The organism is Thauera mechernichensis (assembly GCF_029588855.1).
GTDB classification, from domain to species: domain Bacteria; phylum Pseudomonadota; class Gammaproteobacteria; order Burkholderiales; family Rhodocyclaceae; genus Thauera; species Thauera mechernichensis.
Genome location: NZ_JARQZE010000023.1, coordinates 32,676 through 48,128, shown reverse-complemented (window position 1 = coordinate 48,128; position 15,453 = coordinate 32,676). Strand labels below are relative to the sequence as shown.

Below are 15,453 nucleotides of genomic sequence, written 5' to 3'. Positions count from 1 at the left end.
TTGACGCTGGTCTGGACGCCGGCCACTGCACGCACCACGCTACCCACCTCGTCCTTGGCGTCGGACTGGAGGTCGAAGGCGAAGTCGCCCCTGGCCATGCGCTCGGCAGCGGCGCTCACCTCGCCCACCGGGCGCGTGATCGAGCGCGTGATGAAGATGGCAAAGCCGATACCGACCAGCAGCGCGGCGATCGCCAGCCCGATCAGTACGGTAACGGAACGCTCGGCGAGCACTTCGGCATTGCCACCGATCTGTTGCGTGAGCGCGGTCTGGTAGGCGATGAACTTGTTGAGCGCGTCGAGATAGGCGAGGAAGGCTGGGCGATAGGTCGCCGAGAACATGGCGGTCGCCGTGTCGAAGTCGCGCTGCTGGATCAGCCCCTCGAACTCTTGCTGCAGACCGATGAAAGCCTGCCGGGTGGACTTGATGGATTCGAGCTGCCGCTTGCCTTCGTCGCTGTAGTTCAGGCGGTCGAGGGCTTCCAGGTTGCGCAGCAGTTTGGCGCGTTCTGCGCTTGTTGATTGCGCGAAGTCGCGCAGGTCCTGCTCGCCGCGCATGATCAGCATGTTCCGGTGCAACATCCCGATCAGGTTGATCGATGAGATCATCTCGTTCGAGGTCGACAGCTTGACGTTCTTGTCGCTGACGATGTCGGTGATTTCGGCCTGCAGGTTGCTCAGTCGCAGGCTGCCCACGGCCGCGATGGCGACCAGCAGCAGCAGCACGATGGCGAAGCCGATGCCGAGCCGGATGCCGATCTTCAGGTTCTTCATGATGTACTCCAGGAAAAATCGATGCGAGCCAGGTCGCCGTCAGTTGCGGGCTGCCAAGGCGGGTGCGCGCGTGGTGGCGTGGCCGCCGGCGCGTTGCTCCTCGCTCGAAGCGCAGCGCTGAACCAATGCCTGCACGTCGAGGATGAGTGCGACCTCGCCGCTGCCGAGGATGGTTGAGCCGCCAATCCCCTTGATGTGGCGGAAAATGCTGCCGAGCGGCTTGATGACGGTCTGGAATTCGCCCATCAGCTGATCGACCACGATGCCGGACTTGATCCCGGCGTACTGTACGACGACCACGTTCTGACGCGCCGGTGCCTCGCCCGCCATGTCGAACATCTGGCGCAGCCGCACCAGGGGCAGGACTTCGCCGCGCAGGTTGACGTAGTCGCGGGTGAAGCCATCCACCGAGAGCTCGACACACTCGACCACGCTGTCGAGCGGGATGACGTAGGCGGCATCGCCGATGCCGACGAGGAAGCCGTCGATGATCGCCAGCGTGAGCGGCAGGCGGATGGCGAAGCGCGAGCCCTTGCCGATCTCGGAGCTGACCTCGACGCTGCCGCGCAGGCTCTGTATGTTGCGGCGGACGACGTCCATGCCGACGCCACGGCCGGAAATGTTGGTGACCTTCTCGGCGGTGGAAAAGCCGGGCTCGAAGATCAGGTTGTAGATCTCGGCGTCCGACAGGGCCTGGCCAGGCTGGGCGAGTCCGCGCTCGATCGCCTTGGCGAGGATACGGTCGCGGTTGAGGCCGGCGCCATCGTCTGCCACCTCGATGACGATGCTGCCCGAGTCGTGGAAGGCGTTGAGTTCGAGCCGGCCGCGCGCCGGTTTGCCCTTGGCCTCGCGCGCGGCAGGCTGCTCCAGGCCATGGTCCATGGCATTGCGCACCAGATGCATCAGCGGGTCGCCGATCTTCTCGACCATGGATTTGTCGAGCTCGGTTTCACCGCCGCTGATCACCAGCTCGATGTCCTTGCCCATCTCGCGTGCGGTGTCGCGCACGACGCGGTTGAAGCGGTTGAAGGTCTCGCCGATCTGCACCATGCGCAGTTGCAGCGCAGCGTCACGAATGCTCTCGACCAGGCGGCTGGTAATGGAGTTGGCTTCGACCAGCTCGCCCAGGCCGCTGCGACTGGCGAGAAGACTGACGCTGGCGCCGGCGATGACGAGCTCGCCGACGAGGTCGATGAGGCGGTCGAGCTTGTCGGCCTGAATGCGGATCAGGCGCGCCTCGGCGACCTTCTTTTCGGTGACCTGCTTCTGCTTGGCGACCGCGGCATCGACCAGTTCGGCCTGGACGACCTTGTGCTCGACGAGGATCTCGCCGATCGGGTGGGGCTCGGCGGGAGCGTCCTGAGCCTCGGCCAGCACGGTTTCGCCGTCGTCTGCGTGCTGCAGCCTGAGCCCCTCGTCGAGTTCGGCCTGGGTCAGCGCACCCACCTTCACCAGGATCTCGCCCAGGCGCATCGGGTCTTCGGGCAGGGCGTTTATGTGCGCCAGGTAGTCGTCCAGCCGGCTGTGCGGCGGCAGGATGTGCAGGCTGCAGTCATCACGCACGAAGTCGAAGACGCGCTCGATGGCGGCTTTGTCGGCATTGGACGAGAAGCTGATCTCGAAGCCGAGGTAGCAGGCCTCGGGATCCATGTCCTCCGCGTTCGGCATCGCGTCGGCAATGGTCTCCAGGCGCTCTATGCGCCCGATGCTGCCGAGGTAGCGCAGAAAGGACAGCGGGTCCATGCCGTTCCTCAGCACGTCGGGGCCGAAGCGCAGCGAAATATGCCAGCAATCGGTTTCGACCATGCCGCCACCGCTGCTCTCGATCGGTGGCGGCATGGCGCTTGGCGGCCCCGAGCTCGAGTCGGCCTTCGTCTCCGACAGCCAGTCGCGCTGCAGGCGGGCGAGCAGCCCTTCGCCCTCGGCGGCGAGGTCGGGGTCGGGGCTGCTGGCAGCGGATTCGAGCACGCCGAGCAGATTGCCGATGTGGTCGCCGCAGCCCAGCAGCAGCGCGATGAGGTCTGAGTCGAGCTTGATCTCGCGGTTGCGCAACTTGTCGAGTACGTTCTCGACCACATGGGTGAAGGCGACGATGTAGCCGCATTCGATGACCGCGGCGCCCCCCTTGATGGTGTGCGCGCTACGGAAGATCGCGTTCAGGGTGTCGTCGTCGTCGGGGCTGTTCTCGAGTTGCAGCAGGGCCGACTCGAGGGTTGCGAGTTGTTCGCGACTCTCGGTGACGAATACGGTGGTGATCTCGTCCATGGTTCTGCGCGTCCGGAATCAGGCCTGGTTTGCCGGGATAAGCAGCGGATCGCCGAACTCGGCTGCCATGTTGTAGAAATCGAGCACGTCGCGTACTGCCTCGCTGTGCGCGATGATCTGTGCCTCCTTGCCGAGTCGGCGTGCCTCGCGCTTGACCAGCATCAGAAGCTGGAAGCCGGCGGTGTCGATTTCGGCGACGCCGGAGAGGTCGATCTCAAGGCGCTCGGCTGCGTGGTGCAGTGCGTCGATGAGCTGCTGCTTCTGTGCTGCAGCGTTGTAGATGCTCATGTCCTCGGCGATGGCGATGCGATCCCCGGTCTTTTTCTTGCGCGCAGGCATGGTCGTACTCAGAAAAGTTCGATCTTTGGATTTGCTGCCGCTACGGTACCTGACGATGTCTTGCCGGTGACTTGCTCGTGCGTCTGGCGCTGTTGCTCCATCACGTAACGGCCATAGATCTCTTCCAGGTGCTCTGCGAGCGGGGTGTAGCTGAAGCTGGGGTTGTCGCTCTGATCGAGCCGCTCGGCGAGTACGCCCAGGTGCTGGTCGAGGCGACTGAGCGATTCGGCCGTGTGTTCGATCTGCTGCCGGGTGACGTCCTGGAACTGGACGCTCGCCAGCGCATCCATGAACATCGCTGCCAGTTCGTTGCTGCTCTGGCGCACCGTGTCCATTGCGCTGGATTGATTCTGCAGGATGTCTTCGTAGCTTTGGCCGAGTTCGGCGAGCTGCACGGCGAACTGGCCTAGCGCGTCACGTTCGTCGTCGAGATCGGTGGCGGCCAGTTTTTCCTTGAGCTGGGTCTCGATCGTCGAGGCCACGCTCTGGATGCCAAGGTTGATCGACTGCACGGCATTTTCCGTCTCGGTCGATAGTTTGCGAACCTCGTCGGCAACGACCGTAAAGCCGCGACCGGCTTCGCCCGCCCGCGCTGCCTCGATCGCGGCATTGAGTGCGAGCAGGTTGGTCTGTGCCGCGATGTCCTTGATCAGCTTGGTCAGCGACTCCAGCGAGCGTGCCTCGCGGACCACCTGGGCGACGCGCTCCTGGTCCTGCCGGGCTTCCTGGATGCGATGGTCGATGTACTGCTGCATGCGCCGGATGAGCTTCTGGTTGTTGGCGATGCGCGATTCCGAGCTATGCACCCTCTCGGACGACTCGTTCGACTGTTCGGTGACGAAGGTGTTGAGCCGATTGACCACGTCGTCAATCGTCTGCAGACGCTCGCCGATGTCGTAGGCAGCCTGTTCGGTCTGCTGCACGACGCTGTCGAGTTGCTTGCGCAGCACGTCGCTGAAAGCCGGCACGGCACGTAGCTCGACGGCGATTTCCCGGCAGACCTGGCTGGCTTGTTCGCGGTTGTTCTGCAGCGTGTCGAGGGTGATCTCCTGGCCGAATGCTGCGTCGCGAAAGACGGCGAGCGATACCAGGCGCACCCCGAGATAGGCCGCGAAGACGATCAACATTGCGCCGATCGCGTTTCCGAGCGGTTGGGGTATGCCCAGCGCCGGCAGGAAGCTGGCGTTGAACCACTCGTTGAACAGGAACACCGTGACGCCGGCCGCGAGCGCGATGGCGCCCAGCATCACCAGTGACCGACGCAGGAAGATCGAGGAGTTCATGGTCAGCGCATGACGAGCTTGATCGTATTGAGCAGTTCGTCTGCCGAGGCGGGCTTGACGATCCAGCCGGAAGCGCCTGCCGCCTTGGCCTCCGCCTTCTTGGACTGCTGCGACTCCGTGGTCAGGAACAGGATCGGCATGAAGCGATACGCGGGCAGCTTGCGCACCTCCTTGATGAACTCGATGCCGTTCATGCCCGGCATGTTGAGATCGGTGATCAGCAGGTCTGCCTTGACGCCGCCCTGGAATTTCTTGAGGGCGTCGAGCGCGCTCGGCGCTTTCTCTACCGCGTAGCCAGCCTTGCTCAGGATCCCGGAGATCGACAGCAGGATGGTGGCGGAGTCATCGACGAGGAAGATGGTTTTCATTGTGAGTTAACCGGGTCGGTCTTGATGATGGGGAAGGGCACCGGCATGACATCATCGAGCAGCGAACTGGGCTTTGATCAAGGTCTACAAACCTCGTCCCTACACGGGCTGCTCCGCGAACCATGTCACACTTCGAAGCGAATGTCGTTACTGTAGTCCAATCGTTGGGGATATTAACGGGGGCTTGGCGCGAGGACTTTAGCGTGCGGATGCCTTTGTTGGACCGCTCGGACGGGGACGGAGCAAGGCGGGTGGGTGGTCGCCTCTCTTGGGTCTTGCCCGACGGTAAGTGATAAGCAGCTGTTTAAAATGCGTAATTTCGTGAAACATGGGGCGCATGCCTGGCCGCTCGGGCGTTGAAGGCGTAGAATCTCGCCCCTTGTTCACGCATTGCAGCCCGGAGCGCGCCATGCTCTATCCCACTCGTTTCGATGTCATCGTGGTCGGCGGCGGTCACGCCGGGACCGAGGCTGCGCTTGCCGCAGCGCGCATGGGCGCAGCCACGCTGCTGCTCACCCACAACATCGAGACGCTGGGGGCGATGAGTTGCAACCCCTCGATCGGCGGCATCGGCAAGGGCCACCTGGTCAAGGAGGTCGATGCGCTCGGCGGCGCGATGGCGGCGGCCACCGACGAGGGCGGCATCCAGTTCCGCATCCTCAACGCCTCCAAGGGCCCGGCGGTGCGTGCCACCCGCGCCCAGGCCGACCGCGTGCTGTACAAGGCGGCGATCCGGCGTCGGCTGGAGAACCAGCCCAATCTGTGGCTGTTCCAGCAGGCGGTGGATGATCTCACCGTGGCCGGCGACCGCGTCACCGGCGTGGTCACCCAGATCGGCCTGCGCTTCGAGGCGCCGGCGGTGGTGCTGACCGCAGGGACCTTCCTCAACGGCCTGGTGCACGTCGGGATGCAGAACTACTCGGCCGGGCGCGCGGGCGATCCGCCGGCGATCTCGCTCGGCGCGCGCCTGAAGGAGCTCAAGCTGCCGCAGGGCCGACTCAAGACCGGCACGCCGCCGCGGCTGGATGCGCGCACCATCGACTTCTCGGTAATGAGCATCCAGCCGGGCGACGATCCGGTGCCGGTGTTCAGCTTCCTCGGCAACGCCGCCCAGCACCCGCGTCAGCTGCCGTGCTGGATGACGCAGACCAACGAACGCACGCACGACGTGATCCGCGCCAACCTCGACCGCTCGCCGATGTATTCGGGCGTGATCGAGGGCGTGGGGCCGCGCTATTGCCCCTCGATCGAGGACAAGATCCACCGTTTCGCCGACAAGGACAGCCACAATATCTTCCTCGAGCCGGAAGGGCTGGAGACGCACGAGATCTACCCCAACGGCATCTCGACCTCGCTGCCCTTCGACGTGCAGCTGCAGATCGTGCGCAGCATCCGCGGCCTGGAGAACGCTCACATCCTGCGCCCCGGCTATGCGATCGAGTACGACTACTTCGACCCGCGCAACCTCAGGTCCAGCCTGGAGACGAAGTCGATCGGCGGGTTGTACTTCGCTGGCCAGATCAACGGCACCACCGGCTACGAGGAGGCCGCTGCGCAAGGCTTGCTCGCCGGCGCCAACGCGGCGCTGCAGGTACAGGGTCGCGAGCCATGGTGTCCGCGTCGCGACGAGGCCTATCTCGGCGTGCTGGTGGACGACCTGATCACCCGCGGCGTTTCCGAGCCCTACCGCATGTTCACCTCGCGTGCCGAGTATCGCTTGAGCCTGCGCGAGGACAATGCAGACCTGCGCCTGACCGAGAAGGGCCGCGAGCTTGGCCTGGTGGATGACGAACGCTGGTCCGCCTTCTGTGCCAAGCGCGAGGCGATCGAGCGCGGCACCGCGCAACTGAAGGCGGCGTGGGCGCGACCGGAGGCGATTCCCGCCGAGGACCAGCAACGCGTGCTCGGCAAGGCGCTCGAGCGCGAGCAGCGCTACTTCGAGTTGCTGCGCCGGCCCGAGACCAGCTACGAGACGCTGATGAGCCTGCCTGGAGCGCCGGAAGAGCGCGAGACCGACGCGCAGGTCATCGAGCAGATCGAGATTGCCGCCAAGTATCAGGGCTACATCGACCGCCAGCAGGAGGAGGTGGCGAAGCAGGCCCAGGCCGAGGCCACCCGCCTGCCGGTCGAACTCGACTATGCCCAGGTGCGCGGCCTGTCCAAGGAAGTGCAGCAGAAGCTCAACCTGCACAAGCCGGAAACCATCGGCCAGGCCGGCCGCATTCAAGGCGTGACCCCGGCGGCGATCTCGCTGCTGCTGGTGTGGCTCAAGCGCCGCGACCTGGCGGCGCGCACCGGTGTGGCCGCGGACGAGGCGGCGCGGAGGCCTGCGGCATGAGCGGCCGCCTGCAGCCCTGGGCGGCACAGCTCAGCGATGGGGTCGCCGCTCTCGGACTTGCCCTGCCGCAGGAAACGGTCGATCGCCTGCTCGCCTTCGGTGAGCTGCTGCTCAAGTGGAACAAGGTCTACAACCTCACCGCGATCCGTAGCCCGCAGGAGGTGATCACCCATCATCTGCTCGATTCGCTGGCGGTGTTGCCGCACCTCGAGCGCGTGAGCAGGCTGGCCGACATCGGCTCCGGTGGCGGGCTGCCGGGCGTGGCACTGGCGATCGTGCGTCCGGGTCTGGTGGTCAGCTCGATCGAGACCGTGGGCAAGAAGGCGAGCTTCCAGCAACAGGCGAAGATCGAGCTCGGGCTGGGCAACTTCAGCGTGCTCAACAAGCGCGTCGAACAGGTGCAGGCCCAAGGCCTGCCCGGCGGTGCGGCCGAAGGCGTGATCTCGCGGGCGTTCTCGAGTCTGGCCGATTTCGTGAACCTTTCGGGCCATCTGCTCGCAGAGGGGGGTGCGTTGTACGCGATGAAGGGCGCCCACCCGGCTGACGAGATCGCTGCGCTGCCCGCCGGGTGGGTGGTGGCGGAGACCCACGCGCTCGTGGTGCCCGGGCTGGATGCCGAGCGTCACCTGCTGGTCATCCGTCGTGCCTGATACTGAGCCCTGAAGAGGGGCGTCTGCTGCGGCGCCGCATTGAAGTACACTCCGGGACTCGCACCCTGCGTGCGATCCCTGCATACGGAACAGCCTGAACCGACATGGCCAAGATTTTCTGCGTTGCCAACCAGAAGGGCGGGGTGGGCAAAACCACCACCTGCGTCAATCTCGCTGCTGCCCTGCACCAGGCCGGACAGCGCGTGCTGCTGATCGACCTCGACCCGCAGGGCAACGCGACCATGGGCAGCGGGGTCGACAAGCGCGGCTTGAAGAGCTCGGTCTATCACCTGCTCGTGGGCATGGTAGACCTCGCCGGCGTCCGCGTGCCCTCGCCCACCGGCGGCTACGACGTGCTGCCGGCCAACCGCGACCTCGCCGGTGCCGAGGTCGAGCTGGTCAATCTGGATCAGCGTGAGAAACGCCTGCGCAACGCGCTCGCTGCCTTCGATGCCGACTATGATTTCGTCCTCATCGACTGCCCGCCCTCGCTGTCGATGCTCACCCTCAATGGCCTGTGCTGCGCCAACGGCGTCATCATCCCGATGCAGTGCGAGTACTACGCGCTCGAGGGTCTGTCCGACCTGGTCAACACGATCAAGAAGGTGCATGCCAACCTCAATCGCGACCTCAAGATCATCGGCCTGCTGCGGGTGATGTTCGACCCCCGCGTCACCTTGCAGCAACAGGTCTCCGCCCAGCTCGAGGGCCACTTCGGCGACAAGGTGTTCCGAGCCATCGTGCCGCGCAACGTGCGCCTGGCCGAGGCGCCCAGTCACGGCATGCCGGGCGTGGTGTTCGACAAGGCGGCCAAGGGTGCGCAGGCCTACATGGCCTTTGCGCACGAGATGATCGAACGCGCGAAGACCTTCTGAAGACCGGAACCGACATGAACAAACCCAGACTCAAGGGCCTTGGCCGCGGCCTCGATGCGCTGCTCGCAGCCAACCAGGAAGACGAAGCCGACAAGGGCGAGCTGCAGACGCTGCCCACGATCGCGCTGCAGCCGGGCAAGTACCAGCCGCGCACACGCATGGACCCCGGCTCGCTCGAAGAGCTCGCGGCGTCGATCAAGGCGCAGGGCATCATGCAGCCGATCATGGTGCGCCCGGTAGGCGACGATGCCTACGAGATCATCGCCGGCGAGCGCCGTTGGCGGGCCTCGCAGATTGCCGGCCTCGCCGAAGTGCCCTGCCTGGTGCGCGAGATCCCCGACGAAGCCGCGCTGGCGATGTCGTTGATCGAGAACATCCAGCGCGAGGACCTCAACCCGCTCGAAGAGGCCGGCGGCATCCAGCGCCTGATCGACGAGTTCGCCATGACCCACCAGCAGGCCGCGGATGCGGTCGGCCGCTCGCGTCCGGCGGCGTCGAACCTGTTGCGCCTGCTCAACCTTGCCAAGCCGGTGCAGGAACTGCTGATGGCGGGCGACATCGACATGGGTCATGCGCGCGCATTGCTGCCGCTCGACGGCGCCAGCCAGATCCAGCTCGGCAACCAGGTCGCCGCCCGTCAGCTGTCGGTGCGCGACACCGAGCGCCTGGTGCAGCAGATCCTCAACCCGCGCCAGAAGAAGCCTGCGCCCCAGCCCGACCGCGATCTGCTGCGGCTCGAGGAAGAGGTGTCGGACGCGATTGGCGCGACGGTGAAGATCAAGGCCAACAAGAAGGGGGCCGGCGAGGTCACGATCCGCTTCGGCAGCCTCGACCAGCTCGACGGCCTGCTCGGCCGCCTGCGCTAGGGCGCAGGCGCGTCTGCGCGCTGCGCGGCGGCGATGCCGCGCGCCTCGTCGATCGCTGCGAGCGGTAGCAAGGCCAGCGCAAACAGCAGGATGCAGAACAGCACTGCGCCCTGCAGGCCGAACAGCCACTGCAGCAGGCCGACGCCGAAGATGCCGAAGATCGCCGCCAGCTTGCTGAACAGGCCCCAGAAGCCGAACAGCTCGGCCGCGCGTTGCTCAGGTGCGAACATGCCCACCAGGGCGCGTCCCACCGATTGGCTCGAACCCAGGCTGAGGCCGGACAGCAGCCCGGCGAACAGGAATACCTCCTCGACCTTCAGTTCGATACCGAGTTGCCTGTTGAGGCCTGCGGTCAGCTCGCCGACGAAGTAGATCGCCAGGATGGCTGCAATCCACAGCACGAGGGTGAGCGAATAGGTCAGACGTCCGCCGAGCCGCCCCTGCAGCGCGCCGAACAGCAGCGCCCCCAGCAGGGCGGTGATCTGCACGACGATGAACATCAGGTTGCGCGTGGCCTCGCTCCATCCGATCACCTGGGCGCCGTAGATGAAGGAGAAGGCCACGATCACATAGACCCCGGCCATCGCGAACAGGATGGACATGAACAGCCGACCCAGGTCCGGGAACTGCGATACCGAGCGCAAGGTCGCCAGCAGGCGCGCATAGGCGCCGTGCAGCACCGCCGCGTCGAGCCGGCGATGGTGGCCCACTCGAGGCTCGCGTACCCACAGGAAGGTCGGGATGGCGGCGAGCAGGAAGAAGGCCGCGGCGAAGGGGCCGACCCAGCGCATGCGCTCGAAGTTTTCCGCGCTCACCTCGCCGAGGAAGAGCAGCACGAACCCGGCCGACACCAGGCCGCCCGCGTAGCCGAGCGCCCAGCCCAGGCCCGAGATCTTCCCCATCTCGTGGCTGTCGCCGAGGAAAGGCAGGAAGCTGGCGATGAAGGACTCTCCTGCGGAGTAGGCCGTGTTCGAGATCACGATGAGCGCGAACCCCAGCCACACGTATCCCGGGCTGACCAGGTAGAGCATGGCGGTGCTCGCCACGGTGACGAGGTAGCTCGCCAGCAGCATGCGCTTCTTGGCCTGCGCGTGGTCCATCACCGCACCGAGCAGCGGCGCACTCACCACGACCATGGCATAGCTGATGCACAGTGCAAGGCTCCAGAGCAGGTTGCCGAGCCTGTAATCGGGGGCGTCGCCAACGATCACCCGGGTGTACAGGTCGCCGAACACCACCGTGATGATCAGTAGTGTGTAGGCCTGGTTTGCGAAGTCGAACATGCACCAGCCGAAGATCTCCCTGCGACTGGCCTTGCGGGTACGGATCATGATTGTGCGGGGGCTGTGGCTGCAGTGCAGGTGACTGGGGGCGGGCGGCGCGAACTGTCGCAGATCGGTTCATTGCGGCCCCCGCTGGTGATACAACTTCTATAAGATACACGACGCTTCGGGAAGTGCTTGCTGCGATGCAACCGAGGTTTGACTTTACTGCGGTTAACCCCTACCATCCGCGGGATTTTGGGCGGTCGCCTGCGCGCGTTTGACGCAGGAGCTGTTACACCGATGCTTAAAGCCGTCATACTGCAGTTGCTAGCTACACTCCTCGCCGCGCTGATTTCTGCCGCGCTGTTCGGAGTTGCCGGGGCGATCTCGGCAGCAGCAGCGGGTCTGGCGTGTGTATTGCCGAGCTGGATGTTCGCCATGCGCCTTACGGCCATGACGCGCAAGACCGGGTCGGCGACGGTGGCTGCCTTCGTCGCAGGCGAATTCATCAAGGTCGCCTCGATAGTGGGATTGTTGGTGCTGGTGTGGGCCGTTTATCCTGACCTCCACTGGGGGGGCATGCTGATCGGGCTCGTTCTGGCGCTGAAAGCGAATTTATTTGCATTTTTGGTGAAGACCTGACCATGGCTGGAAACGCTCCCACCGCATCCGAGTATGTGACCCACCACCTCGGACACTTCAACAATTCCGGGCACCCCCAGGAAAACATCGTCGATTTCAGCATCATCAATATCGACTCGATGGTGTTTTCGATCGGACTCGGTTTGCTGACCATCTTCATCCTGTGGCTGGCCGCTCGCAAGGCGACCTCCGGCGTCCCCGGGCGCTTCCAGGGTTTCATCGAGCTCCTGGTCGAGATGGTCGCAGACCAGGCCAAGGGCATCATCCACAGCCCGGAGTCGCGCAAGTTCGTTGCCCCGCTCGCGCTCACCGTGTTCGTGTGGATCTTCCTGATGAACGCGATGGACCTCGTGCCGGTCGATCTCATCCCCATGCTCTGGACCGGCATCTATTCCGCCGCAGGCGGTGATCCTGCCCACGCTTACATGCGCGTCGTGGCCACTGCCGACCTGTCCGCCACTCTGGGCATGTCCTGCGGCGTGCTGCTGCTCTGCCTGTACTACAACGTGAAGATCAAGGGTCTTGGCGGCTGGGTGCATGAGCTCTTCACCGCGCCTTTCGGCAGCCACCCGGTGCTCTACCCGATCAACTTCGCGATGCAGATCATCGAGTTCCTCGCCAAGACCATCTCGCACGGCATGCGACTCTTCGGCAACCTGTACGCTGGCGAGCTGATCTTCATCCTGATCGCGCTGCTCGGCGGCACCGCCACCGTGTTCGGCTTCGTTGGTCACGTGATCGCGGGTTCCATCTGGGCGATCTTCCACATCCTGATCATCCTGCTCCAGGCCTTCATCTTCATGATGCTGACCCTGGTGTATGTCGGTCAGGCGCACGAGAGCCACTAAGTTTCGGTTTCATCTTCAACGCAGTACCTAGTTTTTAAACTCACCTTCCCCACTAAGGAGTCGTCATGGAAAACGTTCTGGGTTTTGTTGCTCTGGCTGCTGGTCTGATCATCGGTCTCGGTGCCATCGGTGCTTGTATCGGTATCGGCATCATGGGTTCCAAGTACCTCGAAGCCTCGGCGCGCCAGCCCGAGCTGATGAACGCCCTGCAGACCAAGATGTTCCTGCTGGCCGGCCTGATCGACGCCGCGTTCCTGATCGGTGTCGGTATCGCCATGATGTTCGCCTTCGCCAACCCGTTCCAGCTCTGATCGGTTCGAGTTCATCCTTTTTTGAACCAACCTGAGGGCCAAGAACCGTGAATTTGAACGCAACTCTGATAGCCCAGCTCGTTGTGTTCTTCATTCTGGCGTGGTTCACGATGAAATTCGTGTGGCCGCCCATCGTGAAGGCACTGGATGAGCGTGCGAAGAAGATCGCAGACGGGCTGGCAGCTGCGGACAAGGCCAAGGCCGATCTGGCACTCGCCGAGAAGAAGGTCGTCGAGGAACTGCGCAAGGCCCGCGAATCCGCGGGTGACGTGCGTACCTCTGCTGAAAAGCAGGCGAGCCAGCTGATCGACGAAGCCCGCGCCGAAGCCGGTCGCATCATTGCCGCAGCGCGTGAAGCTGCCGAAGCCGAAGCCGGCGTCGCAGCGCAACGTGCCAAGGAAGCTCTCCGCGACCAGGTCGCCCATCTGGCGGTTGCCGGTGCCGAGAAGATCCTGCGCCGCGAGATCAACGTCCAGGTGCACGCCGAACTGCTTGCCAACCTGAAACAGGAACTGCAATAAGTCATGGCCGAGAACGTCACCATCGCGCGCCCCTATGCCGATGCCGCCTTCGAGCTGGCTCGCGGGGCAGGTGCGCTGGGGCCTTGGTCGGAAGCGCTGGATCGGCTCGCCTCCGTGGCGGCCGATCCCGACATGCAGGCGTGCTTCAAGAACCCCAACCTTTCTGCCGCACAGCTCGACAAGCTGATGCAGGAAGTCACGGGTGAACTGACCGCCGAACAGCAGAACTTCGTTCGTGTCCTCATCGACAACGAACGCCTGCTGGTGCTTCCGGAGATCCGTGACCTGTTCGTTGCACTCAAGAACGAACACGAAGGCGTCCTGGAGGCGGAGATCGCCTCTGCCTTCCCGCTCGACGATGCAGCGCTGGCTGCGTTGAAGGCGGACCTCGAAGCTCGCTTCAAGGCCGCGATCAACGTAACTGTCAGCCTGGACCCCGAACTCATCGGTGGGGTCCGCATTGCCGTCGGCGACGAAGTCATCGACGCCTCGGTCCGCGGCAAGCTCGCGAACATGGCCGCTGCGCTTAAGAACTAGGAGCATACATATATGCAACTCAACCCCTCTGAAATCAGTGATCTGATTAAGAGCCGGATCCAGAACCTGCAGCTCGCCGCCACGTCGCGTAACGAGGGCACGGTCGTCTCCGTGACCGACGGCATCTGCCGCGTCCACGGCCTGACCGACGTCATGCAGGGCGAAATGCTGGAATTCCCTGGCAACACCTTCGGCATGGCGCTCAACCTCGAGCGTGACTCCGTTGGCGCGGTGGTCCTCGGCGAATACGAGCACATCACCGAAGGCGACACCGTCAAGGCCACTGGCCGCATTCTCGAAGTGCCCGTCGGCCCCGAGCTGGTCGGTCGCGTCGTGAACGCCCTGGGTCAGCCGATCGACGGCAAGGGCCCGATCAACGCCAAGCTCACCGACAAGATCGAAAAGGTCGCGCCGGGCGTCATCGCCCGCCAGTCCGTTTCGCAGCCGGTGCAGACCGGCCTGAAGTCGGTTGACTCCATGGTGCCGATCGGCCGCGGCCAGCGCGAGCTGATCATCGGCGACCGTCAGACCGGCAAGACCGCGGTTGCGGTTGACGCGATCATCAACCAGAAGGGCCAGGACATGTACTGCGTGTACGTGGCCATCGGCCAGAAGGCTTCGACCGTCGCCAACGTCGTGCGCAAGCTGGAAGAGAACGGCGCGATGGAGTACACCATCGTCGTCGCCGCTACCGCGTCGGAATCGGCCGCCATGCAGTATCTGGCCGCCTACGCCGGTTGCACCATGGGCGAGTACTTCCGCGACCGCGGCATGGACGCGCTGATCGTTTATGACGATCTGACCAAGCAGGCCTGGGCTTATCGTCAGGTCTCCCTGCTGCTGCGCCGTCCGCCGGGCCGTGAAGCCTACCCGGGCGACGTGTTCTACCTGCACTCCCGTCTGCTCGAGCGCGCCGCGCGCGTGAACGCCGACTACGTCGAGAAGTTCACCAACGGTGAAGTCAAGGGCAAGACTGGTTCGCTGACCGCCCTTCCGATCATCGAGACCCAGGCCGGCGACGTCTCCGCGTTCGTGCCGACCAACGTCATCTCGATCACCGACGGCCAGATCTTCCTCGAGACCGACCTCTTCAACGCCGGTATCCGTCCCGCGATCAACGCCGGTATCTCGGTGTCCCGCGTCGGTGGTGCTGCGCAGACCAAGGTCGTCAAGAAGCTGTCCGGCGGTATCCGTACCGACCTCGCGCAGTACCGCGAGCTCGCTGCCTTCGCTCAGTTCGCTTCCGACCTGGACGATGCGACCCGCAAGCAGCTCGAGCGTGGCCGCCGCGTGACCGAACTGATGAAGCAGGCCCAGTACGCACCGATGTCGATCGCCGACATGGCCATCGTGCTCTACGCGGTCAACAACGGCTACTTCGACGATGTCGATGTCGCTCGCGTGCTGCCGTTCGAAGCCGCGCTGCTGCAGTTCGTCAAGACCAAGCAGGCTGACCTGGTCTCCTCGATCCTGAGCAAGAAGGAACTGGACGCCGACGGCGAAAAGACCCTGGCTGCCGCGATCGCCGAGTTCAAGAAGAGCTGGGCCTAAGACTGGCGAGGGAGACGGAAT

Annotated in this window: 16 protein-coding genes; 10 read left to right on the top strand and 6 right to left on the bottom strand. The window is 64.3% G+C overall.

The window, feature by feature from the left end:
- From P7F68_RS18490 to P7F68_RS18470, 5 genes are all read right to left on the bottom strand, one after another.
- Nucleotides 1-773 (bottom strand): MCP four helix bundle domain-containing protein (locus tag P7F68_RS18490; protein WP_277835354.1); only part of this gene is annotated, 773 nt, incomplete at its 3' end.
- A gap of 39 nt (nucleotides 774-812) precedes the next feature.
- A complete protein-coding gene (locus P7F68_RS18485) occupies nucleotides 813-3,038 on the bottom strand; it encodes a chemotaxis protein CheA (RefSeq protein ID WP_002925467.1) in 2,226 nt (741 codons plus the stop codon).
- A gap of 18 nt (nucleotides 3,039-3,056) precedes the next feature.
- A complete protein-coding gene (locus tag P7F68_RS18480; RefSeq protein ID WP_277835352.1) occupies nucleotides 3,057-3,377 on the bottom strand; it encodes an STAS domain-containing protein in 321 nt (106 codons plus the stop codon).
- 8 nt (nucleotides 3,378-3,385) lie between these two features.
- Nucleotides 3,386-4,660, bottom strand: coding sequence for a methyl-accepting chemotaxis protein (locus P7F68_RS18475; protein WP_277835350.1), 1,275 nt, complete (start codon nucleotides 4,658-4,660; stop codon nucleotides 3,386-3,388).
- A 2-nt stretch (nucleotides 4,661-4,662) separates the two neighbouring features.
- Nucleotides 4,663-5,028, bottom strand: coding sequence for a response regulator (locus P7F68_RS18470; protein WP_002925461.1), 366 nt, complete (start codon nucleotides 5,026-5,028; stop codon nucleotides 4,663-4,665).
- Nucleotides 5,029-5,437: 409 nt separating this feature from the next.
- On the opposite strand from P7F68_RS18470, the gene mnmG reads away from it, so the two are divergent.
- From mnmG to P7F68_RS18450, 4 genes are all read left to right on the top strand, one after another.
- A complete protein-coding gene (mnmG, locus tag P7F68_RS18465; protein WP_277835348.1) occupies nucleotides 5,438-7,366 on the top strand; it encodes a tRNA uridine-5-carboxymethylaminomethyl(34) synthesis enzyme MnmG in 1,929 nt (642 codons plus the stop codon).
- On the top strand, nucleotides 7,363-8,016 hold the full coding sequence (gene rsmG, locus P7F68_RS18460) for a 16S rRNA (guanine(527)-N(7))-methyltransferase RsmG (protein WP_270068946.1): 654 nt from the start codon (nucleotides 7,363-7,365) through the stop codon (nucleotides 8,014-8,016). The genes mnmG and rsmG overlap by 4 nt, the downstream gene beginning before the upstream one ends.
- Before the next feature lie 104 nt (nucleotides 8,017-8,120).
- Nucleotides 8,121-8,891 (top strand): ParA family protein, encoded by a 771-nt coding sequence (locus P7F68_RS18455; protein WP_002925454.1) that lies wholly within the window; start codon nucleotides 8,121-8,123, stop codon nucleotides 8,889-8,891.
- 14 nt (nucleotides 8,892-8,905) lie between these two features.
- Nucleotides 8,906-9,757 (top strand): ParB/RepB/Spo0J family partition protein, encoded by an 852-nt coding sequence (locus P7F68_RS18450; RefSeq protein ID WP_002925451.1) that lies wholly within the window; start codon nucleotides 8,906-8,908, stop codon nucleotides 9,755-9,757.
- On the opposite strand, the gene P7F68_RS18445 is transcribed toward P7F68_RS18450, so the two are convergent.
- Complete coding sequence (locus P7F68_RS18445; protein ID WP_277835343.1) at nucleotides 9,754-11,088, bottom strand: MFS transporter; 1,335 nt, start codon at nucleotides 11,086-11,088, stop codon at nucleotides 9,754-9,756. The genes P7F68_RS18450 and P7F68_RS18445 overlap by 4 nt on opposite strands.
- A 234-nt stretch (nucleotides 11,089-11,322) precedes the next feature.
- On the opposite strand from P7F68_RS18445, the gene P7F68_RS18440 reads away from it, so the two are divergent.
- From P7F68_RS18440 to atpA, 6 genes are all read left to right on the top strand, one after another.
- Nucleotides 11,323-11,664, top strand: coding sequence for an ATP synthase subunit I (locus P7F68_RS18440; RefSeq protein WP_002937654.1), 342 nt, complete (start codon nucleotides 11,323-11,325; stop codon nucleotides 11,662-11,664).
- Between the two features lie 2 nt (nucleotides 11,665-11,666).
- Nucleotides 11,667-12,512 (top strand): F0F1 ATP synthase subunit A, encoded by an 846-nt coding sequence (gene atpB, locus P7F68_RS18435; RefSeq protein WP_002925446.1) that lies wholly within the window; start codon nucleotides 11,667-11,669, stop codon nucleotides 12,510-12,512.
- Between the two features lie 65 nt (nucleotides 12,513-12,577).
- On the top strand, nucleotides 12,578-12,823 hold the full coding sequence (gene atpE / locus P7F68_RS18430; protein ID WP_002925444.1) for a F0F1 ATP synthase subunit C: 246 nt from the start codon (nucleotides 12,578-12,580) through the stop codon (nucleotides 12,821-12,823).
- Between the two features lie 47 nt (nucleotides 12,824-12,870).
- Entirely contained in the window at nucleotides 12,871-13,344 is a 474-nt protein-coding gene (locus tag P7F68_RS18425) for a F0F1 ATP synthase subunit B (RefSeq protein ID WP_037982477.1), read from the top strand.
- 3 nt (nucleotides 13,345-13,347) lie between these two features.
- A complete protein-coding gene (locus tag P7F68_RS18420) occupies nucleotides 13,348-13,881 on the top strand; it encodes a F0F1 ATP synthase subunit delta (protein WP_277835328.1) in 534 nt (177 codons plus the stop codon).
- A 12-nt stretch (nucleotides 13,882-13,893) separates the two neighbouring features.
- On the top strand, nucleotides 13,894-15,432 hold the full coding sequence (gene atpA, locus P7F68_RS18415; protein WP_277835326.1) for a F0F1 ATP synthase subunit alpha: 1,539 nt from the start codon (nucleotides 13,894-13,896) through the stop codon (nucleotides 15,430-15,432).
- Nucleotides 15,433-15,453 lie beyond the last annotated feature (21 nt).

Bases quoted from the DNA above. Each gene is read 5' to 3' on its own strand.
- P7F68_RS18485 (WP_002925467.1), bottom strand. From the start codon at position 3,038: ATGGACGAGATCACCACCGTATTCGTCACCGAGAGTCGCGAACAACTC.
- P7F68_RS18480 (WP_277835352.1), bottom strand. From the start codon at position 3,377: ATGCCTGCGCGCAAGAAAAAGACCGGGGATCGCATCGCCATCGCCGAG.
- P7F68_RS18475 (WP_277835350.1), bottom strand. From the start codon at position 4,660: ATGAACTCCTCGATCTTCCTGCGTCGGTCACTGGTGATGCTGGGCGCC.
- P7F68_RS18470 (WP_002925461.1), bottom strand. From the start codon at position 5,028: ATGAAAACCATCTTCCTCGTCGATGACTCCGCCACCATCCTGCTGTCG.
- mnmG (WP_277835348.1), top strand. From the start codon at position 5,438: ATGCTCTATCCCACTCGTTTCGATGTCATCGTGGTCGGCGGCGGTCAC.
- rsmG (WP_270068946.1), top strand. From the start codon at position 7,363: ATGAGCGGCCGCCTGCAGCCCTGGGCGGCACAGCTCAGCGATGGGGTC.
- P7F68_RS18455 (WP_002925454.1), top strand. From the start codon at position 8,121: ATGGCCAAGATTTTCTGCGTTGCCAACCAGAAGGGCGGGGTGGGCAAA.
- P7F68_RS18450 (WP_002925451.1), top strand. From the start codon at position 8,906: ATGAACAAACCCAGACTCAAGGGCCTTGGCCGCGGCCTCGATGCGCTG.
- P7F68_RS18445 (WP_277835343.1), bottom strand. From the start codon at position 11,088: ATGATCCGTACCCGCAAGGCCAGTCGCAGGGAGATCTTCGGCTGGTGC.
- P7F68_RS18440 (WP_002937654.1), top strand. From the start codon at position 11,323: ATGCTTAAAGCCGTCATACTGCAGTTGCTAGCTACACTCCTCGCCGCG.
- atpB (WP_002925446.1), top strand. From the start codon at position 11,667: ATGGCTGGAAACGCTCCCACCGCATCCGAGTATGTGACCCACCACCTC.
- atpE (WP_002925444.1), top strand. From the start codon at position 12,578: ATGGAAAACGTTCTGGGTTTTGTTGCTCTGGCTGCTGGTCTGATCATC.
- P7F68_RS18420 (WP_277835328.1), top strand. From the start codon at position 13,348: ATGGCCGAGAACGTCACCATCGCGCGCCCCTATGCCGATGCCGCCTTC.
- atpA (WP_277835326.1), top strand. From the start codon at position 13,894: ATGCAACTCAACCCCTCTGAAATCAGTGATCTGATTAAGAGCCGGATC.